The 26,447-nt window shown below is 61.1% G+C and carries 30 protein-coding genes; 15 read left to right on the top strand and 15 right to left on the bottom strand.

Annotated elements, in window-relative coordinates:
• The 3 genes from ACR0NB_RS18025 to ACR0NB_RS18015 form a co-directional block, all read right to left on the bottom strand.
• Positions 1 to 91, bottom strand: a 91-nt coding sequence (locus ACR0NB_RS18025) for a GTP-binding protein (protein ID WP_215675807.1), incomplete at its 3' end; no start/stop codon positions are given.
• A 116-nt stretch (positions 92 to 207) separates the two neighbouring features.
• On the bottom strand, positions 208 to 798 hold the full coding sequence (locus tag ACR0NB_RS18020) for a hypothetical protein (RefSeq protein ID WP_170361569.1): 591 nt from the start codon (positions 796 to 798) through the stop codon (positions 208 to 210).
• A 97-nt stretch (positions 799 to 895) separates the two neighbouring features.
• The gene (locus tag ACR0NB_RS18015; protein ID WP_480776427.1) at positions 896 to 3,244 is read right to left on the bottom strand and encodes a DNA topoisomerase IV subunit A; all 2,349 of its coding nucleotides are present in this window, start codon (positions 3,242 to 3,244) and stop codon (positions 896 to 898) included.
• Between the two features lie 199 nt (positions 3,245 to 3,443).
• Here ACR0NB_RS18015 and ACR0NB_RS18010 point away from each other — a divergent pair, with 199 nt between their 5' ends.
• From ACR0NB_RS18010 to ACR0NB_RS17985, 6 genes are all read left to right on the top strand, one after another.
• Positions 3,444 to 4,070 carry an SH3 domain-containing protein gene (locus tag ACR0NB_RS18010; RefSeq protein ID WP_244952481.1) on the top strand — a complete coding sequence of 209 codons (627 nt, stop codon included), beginning with the start codon at positions 3,444 to 3,446 and terminating at the stop codon, positions 4,068 to 4,070.
• 68 nt (positions 4,071 to 4,138) lie between these two features.
• Positions 4,139 to 4,966, top strand: a complete 828-nt coding sequence (locus ACR0NB_RS18005) for an SDR family NAD(P)-dependent oxidoreductase (RefSeq protein ID WP_475142768.1) — start codon at positions 4,139 to 4,141, stop codon at positions 4,964 to 4,966.
• Between the two features lie 80 nt (positions 4,967 to 5,046).
• Complete coding sequence (locus tag ACR0NB_RS18000) at positions 5,047 to 5,250, top strand: twin transmembrane helix small protein (RefSeq protein WP_093965306.1); 204 nt, start codon at positions 5,047 to 5,049, stop codon at positions 5,248 to 5,250.
• Positions 5,251 to 5,823: a cob(I)yrinic acid a,c-diamide adenosyltransferase gene (locus ACR0NB_RS17995; RefSeq protein ID WP_480632530.1), complete on the top strand. Its 573-nt coding sequence runs from the start codon at positions 5,251 to 5,253 to the stop codon at positions 5,821 to 5,823.
• 232 nt (positions 5,824 to 6,055) lie between these two features.
• Positions 6,056 to 6,814 carry an electron transfer flavoprotein subunit beta/FixA family protein gene (locus tag ACR0NB_RS17990; protein ID WP_170342626.1) on the top strand — a complete coding sequence of 253 codons (759 nt, stop codon included), beginning with the start codon at positions 6,056 to 6,058 and terminating at the stop codon, positions 6,812 to 6,814.
• A complete protein-coding gene (locus tag ACR0NB_RS17985) occupies positions 6,814 to 7,743 on the top strand; it encodes an electron transfer flavoprotein subunit alpha/FixB family protein (RefSeq protein WP_170584978.1) in 930 nt (309 codons plus the stop codon). The genes ACR0NB_RS17990 and ACR0NB_RS17985 overlap by 1 nt, the downstream gene beginning before the upstream one ends.
• Positions 7,744 to 7,792: 49 nt before the next feature.
• Here the strand turns inward: ACR0NB_RS17985 and ACR0NB_RS17980 are convergent, their stop codons facing one another.
• Positions 7,793 to 8,620: a DUF6473 family protein gene (locus ACR0NB_RS17980; protein WP_480776426.1), complete on the bottom strand. Its 828-nt coding sequence runs from the start codon at positions 8,618 to 8,620 to the stop codon at positions 7,793 to 7,795.
• A gap of 165 nt (positions 8,621 to 8,785) precedes the next feature.
• Between ACR0NB_RS17980 and ACR0NB_RS17975 the strand changes: the two genes are divergently transcribed.
• On the top strand, positions 8,786 to 9,661 hold the full coding sequence (locus ACR0NB_RS17975) for a 3-hydroxybutyryl-CoA dehydrogenase (RefSeq protein ID WP_480776425.1): 876 nt from the start codon (positions 8,786 to 8,788) through the stop codon (positions 9,659 to 9,661).
• Between the two features lie 56 nt (positions 9,662 to 9,717).
• Here the strand turns inward: ACR0NB_RS17975 and ACR0NB_RS17970 are convergent, their stop codons facing one another.
• Genes ACR0NB_RS17970 through ACR0NB_RS17940 form a run of 7 tightly spaced genes read right to left on the bottom strand, consistent with a single transcriptional unit; the run spans position 9,718 to position 15,139 of the window.
• Positions 9,718 to 10,617, bottom strand: a complete 900-nt coding sequence (locus ACR0NB_RS17970) for a lysophospholipid acyltransferase family protein (RefSeq protein ID WP_480776424.1) — start codon at positions 10,615 to 10,617, stop codon at positions 9,718 to 9,720.
• A 41-nt stretch (positions 10,618 to 10,658) separates the two neighbouring features.
• Positions 10,659 to 10,928 carry an HPr family phosphocarrier protein gene (locus tag ACR0NB_RS17965; RefSeq protein WP_170343440.1) on the bottom strand — a complete coding sequence of 90 codons (270 nt, stop codon included), beginning with the start codon at positions 10,926 to 10,928 and terminating at the stop codon, positions 10,659 to 10,661.
• 17 nt (positions 10,929 to 10,945) lie between these two features.
• Positions 10,946 to 11,338, bottom strand: a complete 393-nt coding sequence (locus ACR0NB_RS17960) for a PTS sugar transporter subunit IIA (RefSeq protein ID WP_093965293.1) — start codon at positions 11,336 to 11,338, stop codon at positions 10,946 to 10,948.
• The gene (rapZ, locus tag ACR0NB_RS17955; protein ID WP_480776423.1) at positions 11,335 to 12,216 is read right to left on the bottom strand and encodes an RNase adapter RapZ; all 882 of its coding nucleotides are present in this window, start codon (positions 12,214 to 12,216) and stop codon (positions 11,335 to 11,337) included. The genes ACR0NB_RS17960 and rapZ overlap by 4 nt, the downstream gene beginning before the upstream one ends.
• Entirely contained in the window at positions 12,213 to 12,683 is a 471-nt protein-coding gene (locus ACR0NB_RS17950; protein WP_480776422.1) for an HPr kinase/phosphorylase, read from the bottom strand. Before ACR0NB_RS17950 ends, rapZ begins: the two co-directional genes overlap by 4 nt.
• A 3-nt stretch (positions 12,684 to 12,686) precedes the next feature.
• Positions 12,687 to 14,399, bottom strand: a complete 1,713-nt coding sequence (locus ACR0NB_RS17945; protein ID WP_170361560.1) for a sensor histidine kinase — start codon at positions 14,397 to 14,399, stop codon at positions 12,687 to 12,689.
• Between the two features lie 35 nt (positions 14,400 to 14,434).
• Positions 14,435 to 15,139, bottom strand: a complete 705-nt coding sequence (locus ACR0NB_RS17940; RefSeq protein ID WP_170342637.1) for a response regulator transcription factor — start codon at positions 15,137 to 15,139, stop codon at positions 14,435 to 14,437.
• Between the two features lie 346 nt (positions 15,140 to 15,485).
• On the opposite strand from ACR0NB_RS17940, the gene ACR0NB_RS17935 reads away from it, so the two are divergent.
• From ACR0NB_RS17935 to ACR0NB_RS17925, 3 genes are all read left to right on the top strand, one after another.
• Positions 15,486 to 17,084, top strand: coding sequence for a phosphoenolpyruvate carboxykinase (locus ACR0NB_RS17935; RefSeq protein WP_170372751.1), 1,599 nt, complete (start codon positions 15,486 to 15,488; stop codon positions 17,082 to 17,084).
• Between the two features lie 348 nt (positions 17,085 to 17,432).
• A complete protein-coding gene (locus tag ACR0NB_RS17930; protein WP_254920234.1) occupies positions 17,433 to 17,750 on the top strand; it encodes a hypothetical protein in 318 nt (105 codons plus the stop codon).
• Positions 17,751 to 17,782: 32 nt separating this feature from the next.
• The gene (locus ACR0NB_RS17925) at positions 17,783 to 18,325 is read left to right on the top strand and encodes a hypothetical protein (protein ID WP_254440858.1); all 543 of its coding nucleotides are present in this window, start codon (positions 17,783 to 17,785) and stop codon (positions 18,323 to 18,325) included.
• 4 nt (positions 18,326 to 18,329) lie between these two features.
• Here ACR0NB_RS17925 and ACR0NB_RS17920 read toward each other — a convergent pair whose 3' ends face one another.
• Positions 18,330 to 19,094, bottom strand: coding sequence for a sulfite exporter TauE/SafE family protein (locus tag ACR0NB_RS17920; RefSeq protein WP_480776421.1), 765 nt, complete (start codon positions 19,092 to 19,094; stop codon positions 18,330 to 18,332).
• Positions 19,095 to 19,238: 144 nt separating this feature from the next.
• Here ACR0NB_RS17920 and ACR0NB_RS17915 point away from each other — a divergent pair, with 144 nt between their 5' ends.
• The 3 genes from ACR0NB_RS17915 (at position 19,239) to ACR0NB_RS17905 (ending at position 22,121) form a co-directional block, all read left to right on the top strand.
• Positions 19,239 to 20,930 carry an acyl-CoA dehydrogenase family protein gene (locus tag ACR0NB_RS17915; RefSeq protein ID WP_170343433.1) on the top strand — a complete coding sequence of 564 codons (1,692 nt, stop codon included), beginning with the start codon at positions 19,239 to 19,241 and terminating at the stop codon, positions 20,928 to 20,930.
• A gap of 245 nt (positions 20,931 to 21,175) precedes the next feature.
• Positions 21,176 to 21,703, top strand: a complete 528-nt coding sequence (locus ACR0NB_RS17910; protein WP_480776420.1) for a hypothetical protein — start codon at positions 21,176 to 21,178, stop codon at positions 21,701 to 21,703.
• 25 nt (positions 21,704 to 21,728) lie between these two features.
• The gene (locus tag ACR0NB_RS17905) at positions 21,729 to 22,121 is read left to right on the top strand and encodes an META domain-containing protein (protein ID WP_170343431.1); all 393 of its coding nucleotides are present in this window, start codon (positions 21,729 to 21,731) and stop codon (positions 22,119 to 22,121) included.
• Here ACR0NB_RS17905 and recO read toward each other — a convergent pair.
• Positions 22,105 to 22,830 carry a DNA repair protein RecO gene (recO, locus tag ACR0NB_RS17900; RefSeq protein WP_480776419.1) on the bottom strand — a complete coding sequence of 242 codons (726 nt, stop codon included), beginning with the start codon at positions 22,828 to 22,830 and terminating at the stop codon, positions 22,105 to 22,107. The two genes, ACR0NB_RS17905 and recO, sit on opposite strands and share 17 nt — an antisense overlap.
• Before the next feature lie 159 nt (positions 22,831 to 22,989).
• Here recO and trhA point away from each other — a divergent pair, with 159 nt between their 5' ends.
• Positions 22,990 to 23,637 (top strand): PAQR family membrane homeostasis protein TrhA, encoded by a 648-nt coding sequence (gene trhA, locus ACR0NB_RS17895; protein WP_480776418.1) that lies wholly within the window; start codon positions 22,990 to 22,992, stop codon positions 23,635 to 23,637.
• Between the two features lie 7 nt (positions 23,638 to 23,644).
• On the opposite strand, the gene ACR0NB_RS17890 is transcribed toward trhA, so the two are convergent.
• Together ACR0NB_RS17890 and era are read right to left on the bottom strand one after the other, a co-directional pair.
• The gene (locus tag ACR0NB_RS17890; protein WP_149776390.1) at positions 23,645 to 23,974 is read right to left on the bottom strand and encodes a DUF1491 family protein; all 330 of its coding nucleotides are present in this window, start codon (positions 23,972 to 23,974) and stop codon (positions 23,645 to 23,647) included.
• Positions 23,971 to 24,879, bottom strand: a complete 909-nt coding sequence (gene era, locus ACR0NB_RS17885) for a GTPase Era (RefSeq protein ID WP_170372737.1) — start codon at positions 24,877 to 24,879, stop codon at positions 23,971 to 23,973. Before era ends, ACR0NB_RS17890 begins: the two co-directional genes overlap by 4 nt.
• Before the next feature lie 160 nt (positions 24,880 to 25,039).
• Here era and ACR0NB_RS17880 point away from each other — a divergent pair, with 160 nt between their 5' ends.
• Positions 25,040 to 26,422, top strand: a complete 1,383-nt coding sequence (locus tag ACR0NB_RS17880) for a multicopper oxidase family protein (RefSeq protein WP_480776417.1) — start codon at positions 25,040 to 25,042, stop codon at positions 26,420 to 26,422.
• Positions 26,423 to 26,447 lie beyond the last annotated feature (25 nt).

The following is a 26,447-nucleotide window of genomic DNA, read 5'->3' as shown; positions in this document are numbered from 1 at the left end:
CTGCGGTCAGCGTCGTCTTGCCGTGGTCAACGTGGCCAATCGTGCCAATGTTGACGTGCGGTTTTGTACGCTCAAACTTTTCCTTTGCCATTCCTCAGGCGCCCTTTTGCGATTTGGGGGACCCTTGGTCCCGTGGTTACATCTGCGCGCGCGAGATATTTGGTTCAAAGCGGAAAATCAAGCACATCCTGAGGGAAATCCTCAAAACTATGCCGGGTTTTGTACCGCCTGTCCGGATTCAATCGGTTGGATCAGGCCGGGGCGCAGGTCGAACCAACCATTGTCCTTGTGCTCTTCAGCCAGCCATTCCTCGACGCGGTCCGCCACTTTCAGTGCCAAACCGCTCATCTGCTCTTCCTTGGTGCGTTCGTTGCCCGAGCCCTTCAGAGCGCTGCCACCGGTGGTATCTTCGAGGACCTGAAACTGCTTGCCCTTGGCCAGAAACTCTTTCTTGCCGACATCATAGACGTTGACCAGAACGATCGCTGTGCTTTTGGGGTTGTAGATCACCGGAATACCAGGAGGCGCCAGCATATAGCCTTCGAGGCTGATCCCGATGTCATACTCCTGCGAGCCCTGATAGCGACCAAGGCGGATATCGACGGCCTTCTGGATCGCTTCGGTCCATTCCTGGGGCGTCGCGTCACGAGACACCGGCCCCTGGACGGCCTTGTCGGCAAACGCATAGTTCACACGCAGCTTGAATTCACCCAGATCTTCCGGTTCTTCGTAGAGTTGCGTCTGCGTGCAGGCGCCCACCAGGGCCAGTCCGGTAATCAGGGTCAGAATGCGCAGCATTGTCTCGTCTCGATAGGCCTGTTTTTCTTTGATCTAGCGCACCGATGCAGCATGTGCCAAGCCGTATCGGCAGATTTCCACCGTGGTCGGCGCACGATCACGAGAACTTGTAATCGCGCGGGAACCCATAGGGCGGTTTTTTTCCGACGCTTGCGCGCTTTGCCAGCCATTGAGACATATCTGCCTCATGCCGCGTCTTGTCGCCGCCCATTGACCATTTCAAACCGTCCTCCCAGTTGAACGTCGTCAGGTCGGACAGGCCGCCATCCAGCTCCAGCGTGCCCTGGCGCCCGCGCGCCATGTTGTATTTCTGGAGACGCACGCCCTTGCCCCGCGTCATCTCGGGCAGTTCGGAGACCGGGAACACCAGAAACTTGCCGTTCTGTGATACCACAGCGACGTGATCGCCCTCGATCGGCTTGCAGATCACCGCGCGCTCGTCATCCTTGACGTTCAGCACCTGTTTGCCGTTGCGGGTCTGGGCCAGCACCTCGTCCTCGGGCACCATGAACCCGTTGCCCGCATCCGAAGCAACCAGCAATTTGCGCCCCGGCTTGTGGATCAGGATATCGACGATCTGCGCCTCGTTGGGCAGATCGACCATCAGGCGCAGCGGCTCACCCATTCCCCGGCCACCGGGAAGGTTCGCGGCGCTGACCGTGTAGACCCGCCCGTTCGATGCGAAGACCAGCAGCCGGTCGGTGGTTTCCGCATGGAAGATGAACCGCGGCCCGTCGCCGTCCTTGAACTTCAGCTCGCGGTTCAGGTCGATATGGCCGGTCATGGCGCGGATCCAGCCCATCTGCGAGCAGACGACCGTGATCGGCTCTTTGTCGATCATCGCCTCTAGCGGTACGTCCTCGACCTCGCCTGCTTCGGCAAAGCGGGTGCGACGCGCGCCGCCCTCATAATCCTTGCCGAAGGTCTTCTTGGTCTCTTTCAGCTGCTCGGCGATCTTGGCCCATTGCAGACCCACATCCGCCAGCAGATCCTCGAGTTCTGCGCGCTCTTCCATCAGCGCGTCACGCTCACGGACCAGTTCCATCTCTTCGAGCCGACGCAGGCTGCGCAGGCGCATGTTCAGGATCGCGTCGACCTGAACTTCGGACAATTCGCCCTCGCCCGGCTTGGGCGAGACATAGTCGGCCTCGCTGGTGGCGCGGACATGGTCGATGCCCCAATTCTCGCGCATCAGCGCGGCCTTGGGATCGTCGTCATAGCGGATGATATCAATCACGCGGTCGAGATTCAGGAAGGCAACGATAAAGCCCTCCAACACCTCCAACCGGTGGTCGATCTTGGCCATGCGGTGACGAGAGCGGCGCAGCAGCACCTCTTGCCGGTGATCGAGGAAGGCGCGCAGCACCTCTTTCATCGAGCAGACCTTGGGCGTCACCCCGTCGATCAGCACGTTCATGTTCAGGCTGAACCGCACCTCGAGATCCGAGTTACGATACAGCATGTTCATCAACACCTCGGGGTCCACGTTCTTGGAGCGCGGTTCGAGGATGAGGCGGATGTCGTCGGCGGATTCGTCGCGCACATCGCCCAGGATCGGGATCTTTTTGGTCTGGATCAGCTCGGCGATCTTTTCGATCAGCTTGGATTTCTGAACCTGATACGGGATCTCGGTGACCACGATCTGCCACTGGCCGCGGCCCAGATCCTCGACCTCGTATTTGCAACGCAGCCGGAACGATCCGCGCCCGGTGCGATAGGCCTGCGCGATATTCTCGGCCGGTTCGACGATGACGCCGCCCGTTGGGAAATCGGGCCCCGGCACATAGTTCAGCAGCGTGTCGTCACGCGCGTCGGGCGTCTTGATCAGATGCAGACAGGCGTCGCACAGCTCGGCGATGTTGTGGGGCGGGATGTTCGTCGCCATGCCCACGGCAATGCCTGAGGCGCCATTGGCCAGAAGGTTCGGGAACTGTGCCGGCAAGACGACCGGTTCGGTCAGCGTGCCGTCATAGTTGTCGCGGAAATCGACGGCGTCCTCGTTCAGCCCCTCCAGCAACGCCTCGGCAACGATGGTCATCCGGGCCTCGGTGTAGCGCGAGGCCGCCGGGTTGTCGCCGTCGATATTGCCGAAATTCCCCTGCCCGTCGACCAGCGGGTAGCGGACGTTGAAATCCTGCGCCAGACGCGCCATCGCGTCATAGATCGCGGCGTCCCCGTGCGGGTGATAGTTACCCATCACGTCACCCGAGATCTTGGCCGACTTGCGGAACCCGCCCGAGGAGCTGAGTCGCAGCTCGCGCATAGCGTAGAGGATTCGCCGGTGAACCGGCTTCAGCCCGTCGCGCGCATCCGGCAGCGCGCGGTGCATGATGGTGGAGAGAGCATAGGTTAGATAACGCTCGCCAATTGCCCGGCGCAGCGGTTCGGCCACCTCACCCCCGACGTCGGGGGCCTCCATGTTGGGGTCGTCGATCGTGTCGTTCATAGATGATGTGATACGACGCCCGGCGCGCGTGGTAAAGCAACCAAGGCATATTTTGCTGGGGACAAGTCGGGGTTTTTGCAACAGGGGGAGCCAACCCGGCGATTTCCCCCGATTTTCGACTCGGGACCCGAACTATGGTAGGATCCCAACAATTGAATGCTGCCTTTTTCTTGTTGTTATGATTACCGGGGGATGCGCCATGACGCGCCTTATGCTTGTTACTTTTGCCATGCTCGGCTGGTTCTTCTACGTCATGAGCGGTGGATCCGAATTCGAACCGCGCGGAACCCGCGCCGAGGCACCACCCGTCGTTGCGGCAGGTGAGAAACCCGAGCCCAGGCCACTGGTCCCCTCCCCGGCAACCGAGCTTGTGACGAAAGTGGCCCTGCGCCCCGCCAAGCCGTCCGAACCTAAGCCGGAACCGATCCCCGCCGCCGATGCCGTCGATACCGAGGCGTTGCTAGCGCAGATCGCGGCCGGTCTGAATTCTGATCTGTCCAGTTTCGACAATACCGGCGGCACCTTTTCGCTGGCGTCGCTGGATGAAAACGCGGCCGTCCAGGTTTTGGACACCGACGCCGAACCGGAAACGGCAGCCGCCCCTGCACCCGCAGAGCCGCCGAAAGACATCCGCATCGTGTCCGGCACCCGCGTGAACATGCGCGACGGCCCCGGCACGATCTATCCGATCATCGGCAAAGCGCGGATGGGTCAGCAGGTCGAAGTTCTGAGCGAGTCCGGAACCGGCTGGCTGCGCCTGCGCGTGTTGCCCGAGCAACAGGTTGGCTGGATTTCCTCCTCGTTGATCCGAAAAAGCACAAATTGACGTGATGCCGTCATTGCCGGAGGCCGATCCTCGCAATAGTTTTTGCCGAGGACGACTTTGGGGCAGACATGCAGAAATCCATCCTCATCACCGGATGCTCATCCGGCATTGGTCTGGACGCGGCACACGGGATGCGTGCACGCGGATGGCGCGTGTTTGCCGCCTGCAGACATCAGCGCGATTGCGACAGGCTGAGGGCTCAGGGCTTTGACAGCCCAAGAATCGACTATACCGATGCCGAAACGATCACTTCGGGATTGGCCAGTGTTCTCGAAGCAACGGGCGGCACATTGGAAGCGCTGTTCAACAACGGCGCCCATGGCCTGCCCGGTGCGATCGAAGATGTGCCCACCGACGGGTTGCGCCATATCTTCGAGACCAATGTTTTTGGCTGGCACGAACTGACCCGCCAGGTGATACCCGTCATGCGTGCACAGGGCCATGGCCGCATCGTGCAGAACTCGTCGGTACTGGGTCTGGTCGCCTTTCCCTGGCGCGGTGCTTACGTCGCCACGAAATACGCAATCGAAGGCCTGACCGATACGATGAGGCTGGAGCTGCGCGGCACCGGCATCAAAGTGGTGCTGATTGAACCCGGTCCCATCACCTCTAAGCTGCGCGAAAAAGCCATACCGATTTTTGAACGGTTCATAGACTGGGAAAACTCGGCCCTACGCGACAAGTATGAGGGGTCGCTGCTCAAACGTCTGTACGAAGACTCGGGCCCCGACCGGTTCGAGCTGCCGGCGTCTGCGGTAACCGACAAACTTGCCCGCGCGCTCGAGGCAAAGTCGCCCAAGGCTCGATACTACGTGACCACACCGACCTATATCGCGGGTTATCTGCGCCGCATTCTGCCAACGGGCACGATAGACCGCATCCTTTCGGGTATCTGAGACGAAATTACCCGTTCGCTTTCGCGGGCCGCCCCGCTAGATGGTGCGGAAAGGATACAACAAATGCGGACGGTGAGTTCATGGACCTTCTAATGGGCGTACTTCTTTTGGCCATGGCGGCGGTCGTCGTTGTTCTGGCCATCGGCATATCCAATTTCGGCAAGGGCGGTATGGCGGCTGCCAAGAAAAGCAACAAGATGATGCGGCTGCGCATCCTGTTTCAATTCATTGCCGTGGTACTGATCGTGCTCTACGTCTATTTGCGTGGACAGGGAGTGCAGTAGATGGTCGTTCTGAACAAGATTTACACCCGCACCGGTGACGATGGCAAAACCGCGCTGGGCAATGGCGAACGGGTTGCGAAATACTCGGGCCGCGTGGCGGCCTATGGCACGGTGGACGAGTTGAACGCATTTGTCGGCGTGGCGCGCACCGAGGCTGAGGGCGAGGTCGATGCGGCGCTGGCCCGCATCCAGAACGATCTGTTCGACCTGGGCGCTGACCTGTGCCGCCCCGACATGGAAAAGGATGCCGAGGCCGACTACCCGCCCCTGCGGATCGCCCCGGCCCAGATCGATCGTCTGGAATCGGAAATCGACGCGATGAACGCGGATCTCGAGCCGTTGCGCAGCTTCATCCTGCCGGGCGGATCAAAGCTGGCGGCGCATCTGCATGTCTGCCGCACGGTCTCGCGGCGCGCCGAGCGCCTGTCTGTCGAACTGACCAACATGGAACCGGTGAACGCGGCCGCGGTAAAATACCTCAACCGCCTCAGCGACTGGTTCTTCGTGGCAGCCCGCTGCGCCAACAATGGCGGCCGCGATGACGTCTTGTGGGTTCCGGGCGCGAACCGCTGAAACCCGAGCTTCTTGAATGCGTTTTTGCACCATCCGGCGCGGCAAAACCGCCCATCGGCCGGGTAACAATATTTCGTTCCTTCACGTCAAAAAGCGTGAAACGCGACGTCCCCACGACATGACGTGACGATTTTGCCCTGTCCCGACGCCCCGCAAGGCGCTATCTAGGCCGACGAGAGCATTGGTGGAGTCGCATTGCGGCTTGCCGTTTTTGTAAGGAGCGTACGCAAAAATGAAGGTACTTGTGCCTGTCAAGCGCGTGATCGACTACAACGTGAAAGTTCGCGTCAAAGCGGACGGCAGCGGTGTTGATCTCGCCAATGTCAAAATGTCGATGAACCCGTTCGACGAGATTGCAGTCGAAGAGGCGATCCGCCTGAAAGAAGCCGGCAAGGCCGACGAGGTCGTGGCCGTTTCGATCGGCGTCAAGCAGGCGCAGGAAACGCTGCGCACCGCGCTGGCAATGGGTGCTGACCGCGCCATCCTGGTCGTCGCGGCGGATGACGTCCACCAGGACATCGAGCCGCTGGCCGTCGCCAAGATCCTGGCCAAGGTGGTCGAGGAAGAACAGCCCGGACTGGTTCTGTGCGGCAAGCAGGCGATCGACAACGACATGAACGCCACCGGCCAGATGCTGTCGGCGCTGCTGGGCTGGAGCCAGGGCACCTTCGCGTCCGAACTGGACATCGAAGGCGACACCGCCAAGGTCACCCGTGAAGTTGACGGCGGTTTGCAGACCATCAGCGTCAAGATGCCGGCCATCATCACCGTCGACCTGCGCCTGAACGAGCCGCGCTATGCGTCGCTGCCCAACATCATGAAGGCCAAGAAAAAGCCGCTGGACGAAAAAACCGCCGCCGATTACGGCGTCGACGTCACTCCGCGGCTCGAAGTCGTCAAGACCGAAGAGCCGCCGGCACGCGCCGCTGGCATCATCGTGGGCTCGGTCGACGAGCTGGTCGGAAAACTCAAAGAAGCGGGGGCTGTGTAATGGCTGTACTTCTGCTTGCCGAAGTCAACAATGGCGAACTGGCGATGGACGCGACCGCCAAGGCGGTCACCGCTGCCAAGCAGCTGGGTGACGTGACCGTTCTGGCCGCGGGCGGCTCGGCCGCCGCTGCCGGCGAAGCCGCCGCCAAGATCGACGGCGTCTCCAAGGTCCTGGTTGCCGAAGACCCGTCGCTGGGCCACCGTCTGGCCGAATCGACCGCCGCGCTGATCGTCAGCCTGGCCGACGGCTATGAGCATATCGTGGCACCCGCCACCACCGACGCCAAGAACGTGATGCCGCGCGTGGCCGCGCTGCTGGACGTGATGGTGATCTCGGACGCTTCTGGCGCGGTGGATGGCTCGACCTTCGAGCGCCCGATCTACGCGGGCAACGCGATCCAGACCGTCAAGTCGAACGATCCCAAGAAGGTCATCACCTTCCGCACGGCCAGCTTTGATGCAGCCGGCGAAGGCGGATCGGCCCCGATCGAGACCGTATCGGTCGGTGAAAACCCCGGCCTGTCGGAATGGGTCGAGGACAAGGTCGCCGAAAGCGACCGCCCCGAACTGACCTCGGCCGGCGTCGTTGTCTCGGGCGGCCGTGGTGTTGGCTCGGAAGAAGACTTCAAACTGATCGAAGCCCTGGCCGACAAGCTGGGCGCGGCGGTTGGTGCCAGCCGTGCGGCCGTCGACTCGGGCTATGCCCCGAACGACTGGCAGGTGGGTCAGACCGGCAAGGTCGTTGCACCCGATCTGTACATCGCGGTTGGTATTTCGGGTGCGATCCAGCACCTGGCCGGCATGAAGGATTCGAAGATCATCGTCGCGATCAACAAAGACGAAGAAGCTCCGATCTTCCAGGTCGCGGACTACGGCCTGGTCGCCGACCTGTTCCAGGCTGTGCCGGAACTGACCGAAAAGCTGGGCTGATACGTCCAGACTTCGGAACGATCAAGGCCCGCCAATCGGCGGGCCTTTTTCATTCGAGGTCTCGGATCGCAGGCAGCAAACGTTCAGCAATGGCCCGGTGCGTGGCCGGTCCGATCATATATTCCGCCATCGGTTGCTGCATCGTGCCGAACAGCATGTCCTCGAGATCATCCGAAGCACCTGAAGGGCGCACCGTCATCTTCACGGTTGCCACCCCTCCATCCGACACCCCATCAATCATGGCCTGTGTAATTGGCACCGGATCAGATACCCCCCGCGCATCCAGCCCGACTGCCGGGCTGTGATCCCAGTCCAGCCACAGCAGCAGAACCCGGCTGGTGACGTTGTCCAACAGGGTGTGAAGAGCCTCTGCCCAAGCCCGCCGCAACTCGGCGGCCACCACTTCGAACCGTGCGTCCGAAAATGCCGACAACCTGGACATAAGGTGCCGCACAAAATGAACGTCCGCGAAGTCAACTTCGGGGTACAAGGCGGAAAGGTCCGATGTTGCCTGGAGCACCCGATCATTACGTCGGGGATGAACACGGTAGAACCGGTTGGACTGATTCAGCGCCGAGGGCAGTTGCAGCACGCAAACCTCGGCGCCATTCATCAGGCTCAGAATTTCCGGATCCCGCGCCAATCCCTCGGCACCCGTGAACAGACTGCCCAGATTCAGACACTGCATTTCCAGCCGCTGCTCCAACACGGTGGGAAACGGAGAATCGACGAACCGACCGAATGTCTCGGTGCCGCCGACGCAGGCCACATATGGTTCCTGCAACGCACGCTTTGGCCCGCGAAACCACAGTTTTGACGCCCTGTACCGGCAGACGGATTCCTCGACACCGGTCGCGCACGACTCATGATAACTCATGTCAACCACCCATTTTCTTCACCCAATTCCCATTCTGCGGCCTTAGGTGTTTAGAAAACTCTAATGTGCGCATTTGAAGCGAATTGGACCGGTCCCAACCCCTTGCCGCCCAACCCGGACTGCCGATAATGTCCCCCTGAACCTTGATGCGGAAGGCAGTTCAATATGGACGTGAAATCAGTCGGAGTAATCGGCGCGGGCCAGATGGGCAACGGAATTGCCCATGTGATGGCGTTGGCAGGGTATGACGTTCTGCTGAACGACATCAGCCAGGATGCGCTGGATGCTGCCATTGAAACGATCAAGGGCAACCTGGCTCGTCAGGTGTCACGCGGCAAGATCGGTGACGACGAGATGCAGGCCGCACTGCAGCGGATCAAGACCACGCTGAACCTTCCCGAGATCGGCCAGACGGACCTCGTGATCGAAGCCGCGACCGAACGTGAGGCCATCAAGCAGGCGATTTTCGAGGATCTGCAGCCGCATTTGCAGGCCCACACGATCCTGACGTCGAACACTTCGTCCATTTCGATCACACGGCTTGCCAGCCGGACGGATCGGCCGGAGCGTTTCATGGGGTTCCACTTCATGAACCCGGTGCCTGTCATGCAATTGGTCGAGTTGATTCGCGGTATCGCCACCGACGAAGAAACCTTCGCCACCTGCAAGGCCGTGGTGGATCGGTTGGGCAAAACCGCCGCCAGCGCCGAGGATTTTCCGGCTTTCATCGTGAATCGCATCCTGATGCCGATGATCAACGAGGCCGTCTATACTCTGTACGAAGGGGTCGGCAGCGTTCAGTCGATCGACCAGTCCATGAAGCTGGGCGCCAATCACCCCATGGGTCCGCTGGAACTGGCCGATTTTATCGGGCTGGACACCTGCCTGGCCATCATGAACGTCCTCCATGATGGGTTGGCGGATACAAAGTACCGCCCCTGCCCGTTGCTGACGAAATACGTCGAGGCCGGCTGGCTGGGCCGCAAGACCGATCGCGGGTTTTACGACTACCGTGGCGAGGCTCCGGTCCCGACGCGCTAAGCCGTCAAGAGACCGCCCCGCTCGCTTGCGATGTTTTCGCGCAAATGAACGGTGGATCAGGCTTGTGGTGACTGCCCCAAGCCCAGCGTGTGTTTTCTGAGCCGGGTCATGAATCCGCGTGGGTCGCGTTCGAGCAGTTTCATGTCCTCGTCCGAAATCGGCTCTCCGATCACGGGGCCGACCGGTTTGTTGCAGGACCGCACGATCTCGTGCAACAGAAGTCCCTGACGCAAAATTGCCGATAGTTTGTTGGCAATCTGGTACCAGCGCGAATTGCTGCCAGGGAAGTAGATGGGCAGAACCTTTGCACCGGATCGCCGGATCATCTTGGCAGTGAATACGTTCCATTCGCGTTCCTGAGCGGGGCCGAACCACGTGTCGGACGACATCACCACGCCGGATGGGAACAGCGCGACGACACCACCGTTCTTGAGGTGCTCCATCGCTTTGCCCCGCATCTCAAGCATCTTGCTCTGGGCTTCGGGATCATGTGGAAACGGGACCGGGATCATGAACGAGGTCGCGGCCTCGTCCAGCCCGGTCAGAACCGAGCGGGTCAGGATGCGATAGTCCTGGCGCACCCGTCCGATCAACTCGGCCAGGATCATGCCGTCCACCATCCCATGCGGGTGATTGGCCACCACCACAACGGGCCCCTCTTTCGGAATGCGCGCAATCTGGTGTTCGGGCGTGGTCAGGTCGATTCCCATGATACCCAGGGCACCACCCCAGAATTTCTGGCCGCGATACTTTTCATTCTGCTTTTCAAACTTGTTGACCATGCGCAGAATGGTCAGCTTGCCTGTGCACCATTCGATCGCCTTGATGGCCGTCGAGGTCCAGGCGTCGTCAAACGAATTTGCGTAGGTCAGCGTGCGGCGGTCGTAGATTTCGCCCGCTTCCGCGGTCTCGGCCACCACCGTGTTGGTCTTGGTATCGTGCGTGGTTTCCGCCAATTCCTGGTCTTCCCGTTCTTGTTTCGTGGCAGTGCCCTGCGTCAGAAACCTTCGCCGAACTTGTCGTTCACCAATGCTTCCAACGCGTCTGCCAGCGCCTCAGCATCCGGCCCGGACGTTTCGACGTCAATAGTCGTTCCACGCGAAGCCGCCAACATCAAAAGGCCCATGATGCTGTCACCCGACGCGGACATGCCGTCTTTGGACACTTCGGCGCGGGCGTCAAACCCTTCGACTACCTCGACCAATTTGGCTGAAGCGCGCGCGTGCAAGCCCTTTTCGTTGATGATTTTCAAGCTTTTGGTGGCCATATTCAATCGATCCGATGTCAGTCCAATGTCACATTTTGCGCATTGATGTACTTTCGTCCAGCCTCCATAGCCCTACGGACGGCGTCCCCGACCGGAAGTTGGCGGCTTTTGGCCAGTTTGATCAGCATCGGAAGGTTGGCGCCGTAAAGAATTCTACGGTCCTGCGGCGCACAGGCGCGCAGGCTGAGATTCGAGGGGCTGCCCCCGAACAGATCGGTCACGACAACAACACCGTCGCCGACATCCACAGCATCCGCGGCCCGACAGATTTCGGCCTGCTTTTCTTCGCGATCATGATCAGCGTCGATCGACACTGCCACAAGGCCGGGTTGCTTGCCCACGACGTGTTGCATGGCCGCCAAGTATTCCTGGGCCAATCCGCCATGCGCCACGATTACAATTCCGATCAATCCGGCCTCACATTCAACGATCGACGTTCCATCTCGCGGTGTCTAATTGCCACCGGCTGCCCCTGCTCTGCAAGGGCTTTTGCGACCGCTTCGGCCATCGCGACCGAGCGGTGTTGACCCCCGGTACAGCCGAAGGCGACCGACAGGTGTGTTTTGCCCTCGGCCTTGAAGGCGGGCAACAGAGACAGCAACAGCTCCACCACCCGTTCAAAAAAGGCGACATAGTTCGTGTCAGCCTGAACATAGGACGCAACGTTCGGATTTCGACCATCAGCCTCGCGCAGCTCCGGACGCCAATAGGGGTTGGCCAGAAATCGGCAGTCGAACACCATGTCCAGGCCCAGCGGCAGCCCCCGTTTGTAGGAGAAGGACTCGATAGAAACGGCCAGATGCCGGCCTCCTTCGGGGGCGAACCAGCGTTCGACCTCGGATCGCAGCTGGTGCACGTTGAGCACGCTGGTGTCGATCAGGGTGTCGGCGATCTCGCGGATCGGCTCCAACAATTCCTTTTCCTGGCGGATGCCGGTTTCGGGGCTGGCATCGGTTGCAACCGGATGACGGCGCCGGGTTTCCGAAAACCGGCGCAACAGCACGTCGTCGCTGCAATCCAGATAGAGCGTGGACAGGTCCACCTGGCTCATCCGGCCCAGTTTGGCGACCAATTCGATAAAGCCGATGGTCGAGAAATCACGATTGCGGGCATCGATCCCCAGCGCCATCGGCCGGGATGGATCCGCGCCCTCCATCAGGCGCAGCAACAGGCCCATCGGCAAGTTGTCGATGGCCTCATAGCCCAGATCCTCGAGCACATGAATCGCCGTCGACCGGCCCGCGCCCGACGGACCTGTCACGAGAACGATGCGCGTTTGTACTGTCATGTGCTTGGCCATTGCGGATCGACGCGCCCCATTTTCATCAGTTGAACAAGTGCTGATGCCAAGTTGGGGACGCCGGCGGCATGAAGCAAGGGAACAGGATTTCCCAGCACAAGAACCTGTCGCGGTTCCGGCAGTCGTTGGGATTCCACCTGATCCAGATCCACGATCCAATCCAACGAAACGGGACCGCAGGCCGTGGCGCGCAGCAGCCCGACGCCGCGGGCTTCGACCAATCCACGGATCTGAGGAACCGCATCCGCCAGTACCCGGTCGCCCGACAGGGTCAAATTCACACGATCATCGGCGACGAGGTCCGCTCCGAAGCCCATCATCTGCAATGCAAGTGCCGATTTTCCGACCCCGGACGGCCCCGAAATCAGGGCGCCGCGGCCTGCAACGGCAACGCAGGTGGCGTGCACGCAGACCGGATCATCGCTGGGCTTTTCCGGAAGGCGCAAAGCCCACATCGCTTAGAGGGGAAGACCCACGACAAACCGCGCACCTTGCGGGTCCGACGTGATGTCCGCCTCGGTCGGACGGATGTTCTCGGCCCAGATGACGCCGCCGTGTGCCTCGACAATCTGTTTCGAGATCGCAAGTCCAAGGCCCGAGTTGTTGCCGAAATGCTCGGCAGGGCGCTGCGAGTAGAAGCGCTTGAAAACCTTGGTCAGGGCCTGATCCGGAATACCGGGGCCGGTGTCTTCGACAACAACGAGAACCCGATTTTCGCGTTGGCGCACCCAAACGCGGATCGCGTCGCTTTCCTCGCAAAAGGAAATGGCATTTGTAATCAGGTTCACGAAAACCTGCGCCAGACGAGCCTCGAGCCCGTTTATGACGATGGGCTTGGACGGCAAATCCGTGATGTAGTCGATCCCCTTCGATCGGGCGTCTTCGCCCAGGTACTGACTGATATTGCCGATCAGCTTCAGAAGATCGAAGGGCTGCTCCTGCTCTTTGACCAGTTCAGCATCGAGGCGGGACGCATTCGAGATGTCGCTGACAAGGCGGTCCAATCGGCGGACATCGTGCTCGATGACGCCCAACAATTTCTCGCGCTGATCGTCGCGCTTGACCATTCGCAGCGTACCGACGGCCGATTGCAGGCTGGCCAAGGGGTTTTTGATTTCATGCGCGACGTCAGCCGCGAACTGTTCGTTGGCGTCTATCCGGTTGTAGAGCGCCGTCACCATTCCCCGCAGCGCACGGCTAAGCCGACCAATCTCGTCCGGGCGAGCACTCAGGTCGGGGATGCGGATACGGCCGGGATTGACCCCGGTACCACGGTCCTTGCCCATTTCGGCCGCAGCGGCCAGATCCGCCAGCGGGTTCGCGATGGTCGAGGCCAGCACAAGGCTGAGACCCACCGAGACCAGCAGGGCAACGACAAACATCTGCAGAATGCGCTCCTGCTCTTTCCGAGCCAGTGCGTCGATTTCTCCGGCGGGACCGGCCATTGCGACTGCCCCCACAGGGGCGCCATCCAGAACGATTGGCGACGCCGCCACAATCACGGTGTCTCCGGCCGCGTCAGACACGGCGTGAACCTGCATGTGGCCGTCCAGCGCGTTTGGTATGATGTCCTGAACCCGCTGTGCCAGCGTCGGCGCCTCGGTTTCAGATCCGGTGGTGAAAACCGAATACAGACCATTCCAGACGGCGGTCAGGGCATCAGAGATCAACGTGCTGCCGGTCGGAACATCCGCTTCGGCCTGAATCAGGCCTGGCAATTCCGAAACGGTCGAGGAACCGCGAGTCCAGCCGATCAACGTGCCGGTGCTGTCATAGACGAAGACTTCGCCGCCCTCGGGGATGCTCAGCCCGGCAAGTGTCGCCTTGACGTTCAGGTCAGAAGCGTCCCGCGATCCGGCAACCTGGCGCAGCTGGGCCTCGAAGACGTTGCTGACCAGTTGCGCATCGCCGATCAGGTTCCGCGCCGTTTGCTGGACCCTCTCTTTTCGGGTGTCATCCAGATACAGCAGCCCTGCGACCAGGATCACCAAAGCAATCAGGTTGAACGTGATGATCTTGCGCGCCAGCGGCGAGTTGCGCAGCGTGAACAGAGTACGCCGCGATCGCCGCGCGCGCAGCTCGGCCGACTCGGGGTCTTGCGGGATGACCCAATCATCGCCCAGAACGACGTCACCGTCGCGCAACTCGCTGGATTGCTCGGTGTCACGCACGAAACAAATTCACCTTTGCAGAAAGCCGGCCCGGCTTATTCCTCGTTGTAACGGTACCCGATACCGTACAGCGTTTCGATAGCCGAAAACTCGGGATCAGCCGCACGCATCTTCTTGCGCAGACGCTTGATGTGGCTGTCGATGGTCCGGTCGTCGACATAGACCTGATCGTCATATGCGACATCCATCAGCTGATCGCGGCTTTTGACGAAGCCGGGGCGTTGCGCCAAGGCCTGCAGCAGCAGGAATTCCGTGACCGTCAGCGAAACATCGGTCCCCTTCCAGCTGACCGCGTGACGCAGGGGGTCCATGCGCAGATCGCCGCGCTCCATCACCTTTGCGTCCCCGGTGGTTGCCGCCGACGCATCCCCGTCGGTCGCTTCCTGACGGCGCAGCAGTGCACGGATGCGCTCGACCAGAAGGCGTTGAGAGAATGGCTTTTTCACGTAGTCATCCGCGCCCATCCGCAGGCCCAGAACCTCGTCGATCTCATCGTCTTTGGACGTGAGGAAAATCACCGGCATCTGGGTTTTCTGCCGCAGCCGCTGCAGCAAATCCATGCCGTCCATGCGGGGCATCTTGATGTCCAGAACCGCCATGTCCGGCAGTTTCTTGTTGAACGCATCAAGGGCTGCCTGCCCGTCATTGTAGGTTTCGACCTCGAACCCTTCGGCCTCGAGCGTCATGGATACGGACGTCAGAATGTTCCGATCGTCATCCACCAGTGCAATCTTAGACATAGGGCTGCCCCTTTACCTGCTCACTCACGATGTATTTTTGCTTTTTGTAGGGCATTCTTGGCTTTTTTAAGGCCGCGAATCAATCCGGATGTACGAATCGCGCCACATTGTTCACGATCCTGCGACAAAAAGGTCGTCCTGCGCTTCCGAAAGTGCCCGGGTTTTCCGACCGGAAAATCTTGGTTGCGCTAAACCCGGCCTTGGTTGCGCTAACTGTGCCAAACCGTCCTGTTCATGCCCTAAACGGCCGTGATATGAGGCCCTTATCCGCCGGACTAACCGGCACTACGCCTCATGAGCGCAGACGGCCCCAACCGCCGCAGCGCCGCCACAGGAGAAGACACGAATGACATTTGGACGGGTAAACCCGCAGTTCCGCCTCGAAGATCAAGGCATCGAGGGGCTGGGCAATGTCTATTACAACTTGATGGAGCCGGCGCTGATTCAGAAGGCGCTCAAGCGGAATGAAGGCACGCTGGGCAATGGCGGAGCGTTTCTGGTGTCCACCGGCAAGTTCACGGGCCGGTCACCCAAGGACAAGCACGTCGTCCGGACCGAAAGCGTGGCGGACAGCATCTGGTGGGAAAACAACGCGGAAATGAGCCCCGATGGCTTTGACGCGCTGTACGCCGACATGCTGGCCCATATGAAAGGCAAGGACTACTTCGTTCAGGATCTGGTTGGCGGCGCTGATCCTGCCTATGCGATCAATGTGCGCATGGTTACGGAACTGGCCTGGCACAACCTGTTCATCCGGCACCTGCTGCGTCGCCCGGACCGCGAGGACCTGGACGAATTCATCGCAGATTACACCATCATCAACTGCCCCAGTTTCCAGGCGGACCCGAAAAAGCACGATTGCCGAAGCGAAACGGTGATCGCGCTGAACTTTGACCGCAAACTGATTCTCATCGGCGGCACCGAATACGCGGGCGAGAACAAGAAGTCCGTGTTTACGCTTCTGAACTACCTGCTGCCGGAAAAAGGCGTGATGCCGATGCATTGCTCGGCCAACCATGCGGTGGGCAACCCCGTCGACACCGCCGTTTTCTTCGGCCTGTCCGGCACCGGAAAGACCACGCTTTCGGCTGATCCGGCACGTGTTCTGATCGGCGACGACGAGCACGGCTGGTCGGATCGCGGGACCTTCAACTTCGAAGGCGGATGCTATGCCAAGACCATCAATCTGAGCGCCGAAGCGGAACCCGAGATCTACGCGACCACGTCGAAGTTCGGCACGGTGATCGAGAACATGGTCTTCGATCCCGAGACCCTGAAACTGGATTTCAACGATGACAGCCTGACCGCGAACATGCGGTGCGCCTACCCGCTGGAATACATTTCGAACGCCTCCAAGACGGCGCTGGGCGGGCACCCGAAAAACATCATCATGCTGACCTGTGATGCCTTCGGCGTGCTGCCGCCAATCGCGCGGCTGACCCCGGCGCAGGCGATGTACCACTTCCTGTCGGGCTTCACCTCGAAGGTTGCCGGAACCGAGCGCGGCGTGACCGAGCCGCAGCCCACCTTCTCGACCTGCTTCGGCGCCCCGTTCATGCCGCGCCGCCCCGAGGAATACGGCAAGCTGCTGCGCGACAAGATCGCCCAGCACGGCGCAACCTGCTGGCTGGTCAATACCGGCTGGACCGGCGGCGCATACGGCGTTGGCAGCCGGATGCCGATCAAGGCCACGCGTGCCCTGCTGACTGCGGCTCTGGACGGCTCGTTGGCCGATGCCGAGTATCGCAAGGACGCCAATTTCGGCTTCGACGTTCCGGTGACGGTCCCCGGCGTGCCCGAAGTTCTGTTGGATCCGCGCCGTACCTGGGACGATCAGGCCGCTTTCGACAAACAGGCGGAAAAGCTGGTGCACATGTTTGCCGAGAACTTTGAACAGTATTTGCCGTTCATCGACGAAGACATCAAAGCCGTCGCAATCGGCTGAACCGACATGCAGGGGCGCGGTTGCGTGCCCCTGCGCGCACAATAACGGGTCCTTGCAGTTATTTGTTCTTCCTGCAGTTGTAATGTGACATTGGCATGAACAAATTCGTTGCCCGCCTAAAAATCATGCAGTAAATCCAGAACCCATTACAAGGAAATAGCCCGGCGCAAAATGCACCGGGCCGAGACTGAAAAAACCTTTGGGCAGCTCGCGCGCGGACACTCACACTCGCAAGATGAGCAGCCTAATCAAGGCGGTAGTGTATTATCAAGGGGATGAGTGTCAACATGAGATATGCCGTGTGATAGGCGACTATCATGGGTCATTTGACCAAGCGGATATCAACTGGTGGCACTGGTAAAATCAGGAATGGAAATGACCGAGATCTCGAAACTGGCGGAACTGCGCAAGTTGATGCAGAGCATGGAACGCACGTTGGGGCTCGAAGAGCTTTCTCCGGTAGAGCGTGACATTTATTACGCGGCCGAAGAATTGTCGAAAGACACGCGCGAAGTCCGGACCTATGGCCTGATCGAGCACACTTTGGTGCAAAGCGTTTCGCGCCCGACCTTCTTCCGCGCCCTCAAGTCGCTGGTACAGAAGGGCTACTTGTCCCAAAGCGGGAACGCCAACCGGGGACGGTATGTCGTCAACGCCCCGCGTTGACCGCCGAGCAATCCTGAAAGAAGCATGACGTGATGCGATCGTGGGCCTCTGACACGTTTTATGCTTCGTTGGCCTATATCGGCGCATCGTTTCTGACATTTTGGGTTTTGATGCCCATGCAGAACGTGTTCTTTCCAGAGTACCCCAGCCGCGCCAGCCTGTTGTTTCTTCCGCACGGCGTGCGGGTCCTTGCGGCGTGGCTCTTGGGGTGGCGTGCGATACTGGCCATGCTGCCCGGTGTCTTTCTGGTTTTCGCGACACTCGGTGGCTCGGACGTTTTTCTGACAAGCCGCCTGCTGGCCATCTTGATTGCGGTCACGACGGCGCCGGCCGTATTCTATTTGTTGAAATGGCTGGGGTGGGATCTGTTTCCCGCCGCTGATCGCGCGCCCTGCTGGGCCTGCATCATGGGGGTCGGGGTCATCACGTCAATCCTGGTGTCCGGCCTGACCAACTTGGCGTTTGGCAGCGCGACGGCCGAGTATTTTGCCTTTTTGATCGGCGATCTGTCGGGACTGCTGTTCCTGATGTTCGGACTGTTTTTTGCCTTCCGCTATTTTGAGCACAAGGGTTGAGCGTTCAACCGAACACCCCCCTGCGCAGCAAGTTCGCACCTGCGATCATAAGAACCAACAAAGTCGCTTTGCGGAACGTGGCCTGATCAATCCGATCATGCATCCGCAATCCCAGCCACATGCCGGCCAAAGCCGGAAGGGTCAGCGCAGCCGAGAACGGCACGGTTTCAGCCCGCAACACGCCTGATCCAATATGCGCCACGACCAGAGCCAAAGCTCCCAAGCCATAGATCACACCCTGAATGCGCAATTGTTCAGATTTGGGGGTATTCAGCGCAGTCAGATAGGCAACGGTCGGAGGTCCCCAAACGCCTGATATGCCGCCAATGAACCCGGTAACCGCACCGACTGCGGCCTCGATCTTCGGTGATTGTTCAGACAGGCTCAGTTTCACGCCAAGCAGTTGGATCGTGGCAAAGAACGTGACGGGAATTCCGATCATCAGAAGGAAAGCCTGAGATGGAACCAGGCTGATCAGCTGAGCGCTCCCCAGCAGAAAGACCAGCCCGACGGAAAGAAAGACCCGGAACTGCCGGATCGAAGACATCGCTGCCGCGCGTCCTTCTCTCAAGGCCTGGATCCCGTTCGTCACAACCGTTGGCAGGATCAGCCCGGCCAGCGCAAGCTGAGGCGGCAGCATCATGCTGAGCCCCGAAATCAGGACCATCGGCATTGCGAAACCGACAATGCCTTTCACGGCTCCGGCCAGAAAGGCGACCGCGAACGCAAGGTAGAGTTCGGGCAGGGACATCAAAGAAAACAGATCCATTGCCCCTACATATCACCGCAGATTTTCTCTGCACCGCAAAATTCGTTACGTAATTTTTGGACCTTTTCGACGCATTCTGTGAATTTTTGTTGCGCTGCAGTTGCAGCATGATATGACCAGACAACCCAGCAAAGGACGTGATTCATGGCCCATGACGGACAAGATATGACGAACATGACTTCTCAGCCGGTTCTGCCTGATCTTCTGACCCTGACGGGGGCCGCGCTGCCGGCGGTTCAGTCCGTCTTTGACCGGGCGCGCGATGCGGTGCGCGAGATGGTCTCAGCCGAGGGTCGCGTCTCGGGCGCTTTGGTCGAGGCGAACCAGACCGCCGCGCATGGGCTGGCCTGGCTGGCGACCTACAACCAGTCGCTGCAGCAGATGCAGAAATGGGCCGAGGCGCTGGACGCACAAGGCAAGTTCGGCGAGATGGAGCAGCTGCTGCACCAGATCGCCTTTGGCGAATACCTGCACCAGGTCGCCGGCGGCATTCCGATGAACCAGGGCGAGGTCGTGCGCCTGCAGGATCTGGGGCTGGGCTGGGATGCGCTGTCGGGCTTCCAATGCGCCGAGGTGCAGACTCTGATGGCACAGGCCAACAGCCAAGCCGCGCGCAGCCGTCTGGTTCAGCTGATGCAAGACCAGTCTGGGGCCACGATGTTCGGCGCCTCGGGCCTGGACGAAGAGCTTGAGATGATCCGCGAGCAGTTCCGCCGCTATGCGCTGGATCGGGTCGAGCCAAACGCCCATGAATGGCACCTCAAGGACGAGCTGATCCCGATGGAAATCATCGAGGAACTGGCCGAGATGGGGGTCTTTGGCCTGACCATCCCCGAGGAATATGGCGGGTTCGGCCTGTCCAAGGCGTCGATGTGCGTCGTCTCCGAAGAACTGTCGCGCGGGTATATCGGCGTCGGCAGCCTTGGCACCCGGTCCGAGATCGCGGCCGAGTTGATCATCGCGGGCGGCACCGACGACCAAAAGGCCCAATGGCTGCCCAAGATCGCCAGCGCCGAGATCTTGCCGACGGCCGTATTCACCGAACCCAACACCGGGTCGGATCTGGGCAGCCTGCGCACCCGCGCGGTCAAGGACGAAAACGGCGACTACAAGATCACCGGCAACAAGACCTGGATCACCCATGCCGCGCGCACCCATGTGATGACGCTGCTGGCGCGCACCGATCCCGAAACCACCGACCATCGCGGATTGTCGATGTTCCTGGCCGAAAAGACGCCCGGCACCGACGACGACCCCTTCCCGACCCCCGGCATGACCGGCGGCGAGATCGAGGTGCTGGGCTATCGCGGCATGAAGGAATACGAGCTGGCCTTCGACGGCTTCCACGTCAAGGGCGAGAACCTGCTGGGCGGCGAAGAAGGCAAGGGCTTCAAGCAGCTCATGGAAACCTTCGAATCCGCGCGTATCCAGACCGCCGCCCGCGCCATTGGCGTGGCCCAAAGCGCGCTGGACATCGCCATGCAATACGCACAGGAGCGCAAGCAGTTCGGCAAGGCCCTGATCAACTTCCCGCGCGTGTCCGGCAAGCTGGCGATGATGGCGGTCGAGATCATGATCGCGCGCCAACTGACCTATTTCAGCGCCTGGGAGAAGGACAACGGCCACCGCTGCGACCTCGAGGCCGGGATGGCCAAGCTGCTGGGCGCGCGTGTTGCCTGGGCGGCGGCCGACAACGGGTTGCAGATCCACGGCGGCAACGGCTTTGCACTGGAATACAAGATCAGCCGGGTGCTGTGTGACGCCCGCATCCTGAACATCTTTGAAGGCGCCGCCGAGATCCAGGCGCAAGTCATCGCGCGGCGTCTGCTGGCCTGAGCGCCCGCCCGTCGCGGTTTCCCCAACTTGACCCGGCCCAGCGCCGGGTCTTTTCTTTTTTACAAATCAAACAGGTTCTCGGGCCCCGATCTTCCGGATTGTACATCCCTGATCTCGACCGTACGCTCCGGCGGAGAACAAAATATGCCTTGGGTTCCGGCACCGGTTTCGGCTAAGTAGCCTGCGAACCGCATCATGCTGCGCCGCCGCAATGCAGATGCCCGAACAAGCCTTGCGGAGAAACCATGGCGCGCCTTCTGATCCTTGTTCTTGGCCTCTTGTTTGCAGGATGCAGCACGCCGTCCGGCACGACCTCGGGCGATGTTGCCGGTCTGACCCGCGCCATTCAGAACCTCGGCCCCGATGTCGATCCGCAGGAAGCCGCCCGTGCGGCGCAGATCGCCCATGACTATGCGCTGCAGCTGAGGGCCGAATACCGGGTCACCGATCCGGCGATCATCCACAACGCCAAGGTCATCAACGGTTTTCGCGAGCGCGGGTTGTGCAATGACTGGGCCGAGGACATCCTGAAGCGGCTGCGGCAAGAGAACTTCCGCACGCTGGACCTGCACTGGATCACCTCGCCGCCGACCCCGTTCCGGATCATCCACCACTCGGCCGCGATCAGCGCCAAGGGCGAGGGGCCCTATGACGCGATCGTTCTGGACGGCTGGCGCAACGGGGGTGACCTGTTCTGGGCCCCGGTGCGCGAGGACACACGCTACAACTGGCGCCCCCGGATGGAGGTGCGCGCCGAACTGCTGGCGCAATGACGCCAAGTCGGGATAGAAAGCCCTCATGCTGCGCCTGAGCCTGATCCTGCCCGCCCTTGCCCTGCTGCAATGTGACCGCGACGAAAGCGTCGCCGCCTATGGCGCAGCCGACCGCACCTGGGTGCTGCAGGAGGTGAACGGCCAGCCCTATGACGCCAGCGCCCTGCTGCGCTTTCCCGAAGACGGCAAGATTGCCGGAAACGCGCCCTGCAACAGCTACTCGGGCACATTGAACGCGCCCTATCCGTGGTTCGAAATCACCGACCTGACCGCCACCCGTGCCGCCTGCGCCGGGCTTGAGGCCGAAGGATTCTATTTCGCCGCGCTGCTGGCGATGACGCAGTCCGAGGTGTCGGGCGACGTGCTGATCCTGCGCAACGAAGACGGGCACGAGATGGTGTTCAAAGCCGCCGAGTGAATTGATCGACAAAGCGGGCGCGGGCTTCGGGCAGCGGCGTGTGACCCAGCGATGGCGCCACGCGATGCGCCAGAAAATAGCCGGTCGTGCGCAGCCCGGCGGCGATCTCGTCATCCGGGGCGGCCCCCTGCCCGCGCAGCACCGACGGCAAAGGCAGCAGCCGGTCGGCCCAATCCCCGGCGCCTTCGGCGCTGACCGCCCGGCCGGTCTTGGGCGAGACATAGGCCAGCCCCTCGGTCGTGCCGGTCACGGCGCAGCGGGTCAGGTCCAGCCCAAAGCCCAGTTCTTCAAGCAGGGCCAGTTCCCAGCGCAGGTAAGCCAGCGGCCAGATCTCGTCCTGGCCCAGCAGATCCATCAGCTGTTCCGTCTGTCGATAGATGCCGGGGTGCGGTTCGCGTTCGGGCAAGCAGAAGGACAGCAGCGCGACGACCGCGTTCAGCCCCGACAGGGCCAGCCGCCCCGAAAACGCCGCCGCCGCGCGCGAGCGCAACGGCTCGACCTGGAAGGTGCCGATATGTTCCTGCAACCGCGCCCGCCACAGCACGTCCAACTGCGCGCCGGGTTGCAGAATGGGAGCGATCTTGCGGCTGGCCCCCCCGCGAACCACGCCCGCATGGCGGCCATGGGTTTCGGTGAACACCTCGATGATGGCCGCGGTTTCGCCGTGGCGGCGGGCGGTCAGAAGAATGCCATGGTCGCGCCAGTCCATGCGGGGCCCTTGGGTTGCCTTGAGATCGCGTCGGACCGCGACGGTACGGCGCGGCGCGGAAAGAAGCAAATTCAATCGGAAGACGCCGGCTGACGTGCCGGAATTGTGGACTTGGACCCAGGGCGGCATTACCCAGAACAGGCAGCCACGAGACCAGACATGACCGACGCGACCTTTCCTAGCATTTCCCCCGCCTTCCGCCGCGCCGACATGACGGTGCATGCAGTGGGCCTGGCGTTGATCTTGATTGCGGGCGGCTTGCTGGTGGCTAAGGCGGCAACCCATCTGCAAGCCGCGCTGGTCGCCGCCGTCGTGGTTTACGTCCTGTGTGCGCTGGCGTCGAACCTGGCGTCCTGGGCCTATCACTTTCTGCCGCTGCACGAGCAGCGAACACTGCTGCGGCGCATCGACCACGCCGCGATCTATCCCAGCATTACGGGCACCTTCACGCCATTCTTCGTTCTGGCTGGCACGCCCTGGACCCTGGGTCTGCTGGTGGTGTGCTGGGCGCTGACGGCGGTGGCGGTCTGGAACAAGATCACCAACGAGACGGTGAAATCTCGCTGGTCGACGGCATCCTACCTGGGGTTGGGCGCGCTGGGGCTGCTGGCCCTGCCCGACCTGCGGGGCGTACCAGTGGCGACGTTGTGGTGCATTCTGGCCGGGTCCGGCTGCTATGTGGTCGGCACAGCCTTCTATGCCCGCAAGACGCTGCCCTACCGCTACGCGATCTGGCATGTTTGGGTGAACATGGGCGGGATCGCCATGTTCGCGGGCGTCTGGCTGGCGCTGTCGCCTTTGTGGTAAGGCAGCCCTAGTCCAGCCCCTCTTCGTTCAACAGATGCCGGCCTTGCCGGTCTTCGACCTCGATCACCCAGAGGTCGGGGTCAAAGCTGCGCTGACGGGCGATGGCCTCGTCCACCTCGGCCTCGGGACCTTTGGCCAGCTCGATCCATTTGCGCGCGCCGCTGAGCAGGTCGAAGCTGCGCTGAAAGGCGGTGGCATTGCCGTCAAGCGTGTTGAGCTTGACCAGAACCGCGCCGGCTGTGTCGTCGCCATGCGCCACGACAAAGGCGGGGATCTCGTGCAGGCGCAGCCGGGCCAGATAGGCGTGGACCCAGAACTCGGCCGTCAGACGGGTCATGCGTTGCCGTCTTTGAAATCCAGCCCCATTTCCGAGTAGCGCTCGGCCTCTTCCAGCCAGTTGGGCCGGACCTTCACCTGCAGGAACAGGTGGACCTTGCGATCAAGGAATTCCTCCAACTCGGCCCGGGCGGCCTGGCTGACGGCCTTGATCGTCTCGCCGCGCTTGCCCAGCACGATGCCCTTGTGGCCGTCGCGCATGACATAGATGATCTGGTCGATCTTGGCCGAACCATCCTTGCGCTCTTCCCAGTTCTCGGTCTCGACTGTCAGCTGATAGGGCAGCTCCTGATGCAGGCGCAGGGTCAGCTTTTCGCGCGTGATCTCGGCCGCGATCATGCGCAGCGGCAGATCGGCGATCTGGTCTTCGGGATAAAGCCAGGGGCCTTCGGGCAGATGCTGTGCCAGCCAGACACGCAGGTCGTCGACGCCGTGGCCTTTCTCGGCCGAGATCATGAAGGTTTCGGCAAAGGGAAAACGGTCGTTCAAGTCTCGGGTCAGTGACAGCAGCGCGGGCGCCTCGACCCGGTCGATCTTGTTGATCGCCAGCGCCACCTTGCGGCCCTGCGCGATCTCGGACAGGCCATCCAGGATGCGCTCGACGCCTTCGGTGATACCGCGATGTGCTTCGACCATCAGCACGATGATGTCGGCATCGGCCGCGCCGCCCCAGGCCGCCGCGACCATCGCGCGGTCAAGCCGGCGGCGGGGTTTGAACAGGCCCGGCGTATCGACGAAGACCAGTTGCGCATCACCCTCCATCGCGACGCCGCGGATACGGGCACGCGTTGTCTGCACCTTGTGCGTCACGATCGAGACCTTGGCCCCGACCATGCGGTTCAGAAGGGTGGATTTGCCTGCGTTGGGCTCTCCGATCAGGGCGATGAATCCGGCGCGTGTCGTCATTGTATGGTGATCCTGTTTTCAGGTGCGCATCCCTATCGCAGAAAGGCACAGCGGGCCAGAGGCATTTGTCGCATTGCAGGACCGGTACGGGAGTGGCAGGACAGGCGCACAGGCCAAGCCGATCCCAGCCAGGCCGCGACCCGCATCTTGAGGATCAGGCATGAAACGACGGGAGTTTCTTTTATCGGGCGGCGCCGCAATAGGGGCCGCGGGCTTGGGTGGACTTGCATTCGCTTCCAATAGCACTGATCAGGACCTGGTGGTTCAAAGCGCCAGCTACATGTTTCGGGACCAGCCTACGCAAGGAATGGTCAGCCTGAGCCCCGACGCTCCTCCGCCCATCCTTTTTGGACGTCAGGGTGAAGCGATAAGACTGACGGTCAAAAACACTCTGTCCGATTATACCTCGATGCACTGGCACGGGATGCGCATCCGCAATGATATGGATGGCGTGCCTTATTTGACCCAGATGCCGCTGGGACAGAACGAAAGCTTCACCTACGAGTTCACACCCCCAGACGCCGGAACCTACTGGTATCACCCGCATTGCATGACGATGGAGCAGATGGCGCACGGCCTTACCGGAGTGATGGTCATCGCCGAGCCTGAAGACGTCGGGTTCGACAGCGAGCAAGTGATCAACCTGCGGGACTTTCGCCTGGACGAGGCGGGGGCATTTCTGCCCGCCTACACCCAGCGGGGCGCGGCCAGAGCCGGAACTTTCGGCAATGTGCAGACCGCGAACTGGCACCAGCACCCAATCTATGACCACTCCGCCGGCAGCCTCGTGCGGCTGCGACTTCTCAATTCGGATACGACCCGGATCTACAAGTTGCACCTGACGGGCGGAAACGCGCAGATCATCGCGTGGGACGGTCACCCGGTCACCGTCGAACTGCCGATGCCGAGTGCAGATGATCCCTTGCTGGTGGGCCCCGGTCAGCGTGTAGACTTTGCCGTTGCGATGCCGGACGGCGAAGGGGCACAGGTCGACCTTGTGGCCAAACTGCCTGGTCAGCCCTTGAGGACGATGGCCAGCCTGCGATCGGTCGGGCTATCCGCGCACCGGGACCTGAGAGAACTGAAGCCTTTGCCGAAGAACCCGGTCGCCCTGCCCGATCTCGGCAACGCTCAGGTGCACGAATTCGTCTTCGGCTGGACGCCAGAAGGTGAACTGCCGGACAATGGGTTCTGCGGGTCTCTTGGATACAATTTCTGGTCGATCAACCGGGTTCCCTGGCCCGGAGATGCTGCCGCAGACGTCGGGCCACTGGCGACGCTGGAACTGGGCAAAAGCTACGTCTTGAGGCTGCGCAATGAATCTCCGAACCTGCATCCGATCCATCTGCACGGGCTGGTCTTTGTTCCGTTGCGATCAAACCTGCGAGAATTGCCGCCGCTGGTGACGGACACCATGCTGCTGTTGAAAGACGAGGTCGTCGAAATCGGGCTGGTCGCAGACAATCCGGGCGACTGGGCCTTTCACTGCCATGTGATCGAACACCAGAAGACCGGGCTGACCGGGTTCTTGCGGGTCGTTTGAGCGGCAAGGTCTAGCCGTTGCAGAC

The organism is Ruegeria sp. CG3, from assembly GCF_056537205.1.
The sequence above is the reverse complement of the archived record's forward strand: the minus strand, read 5'-3'. Positions and strand labels throughout refer to the sequence as shown.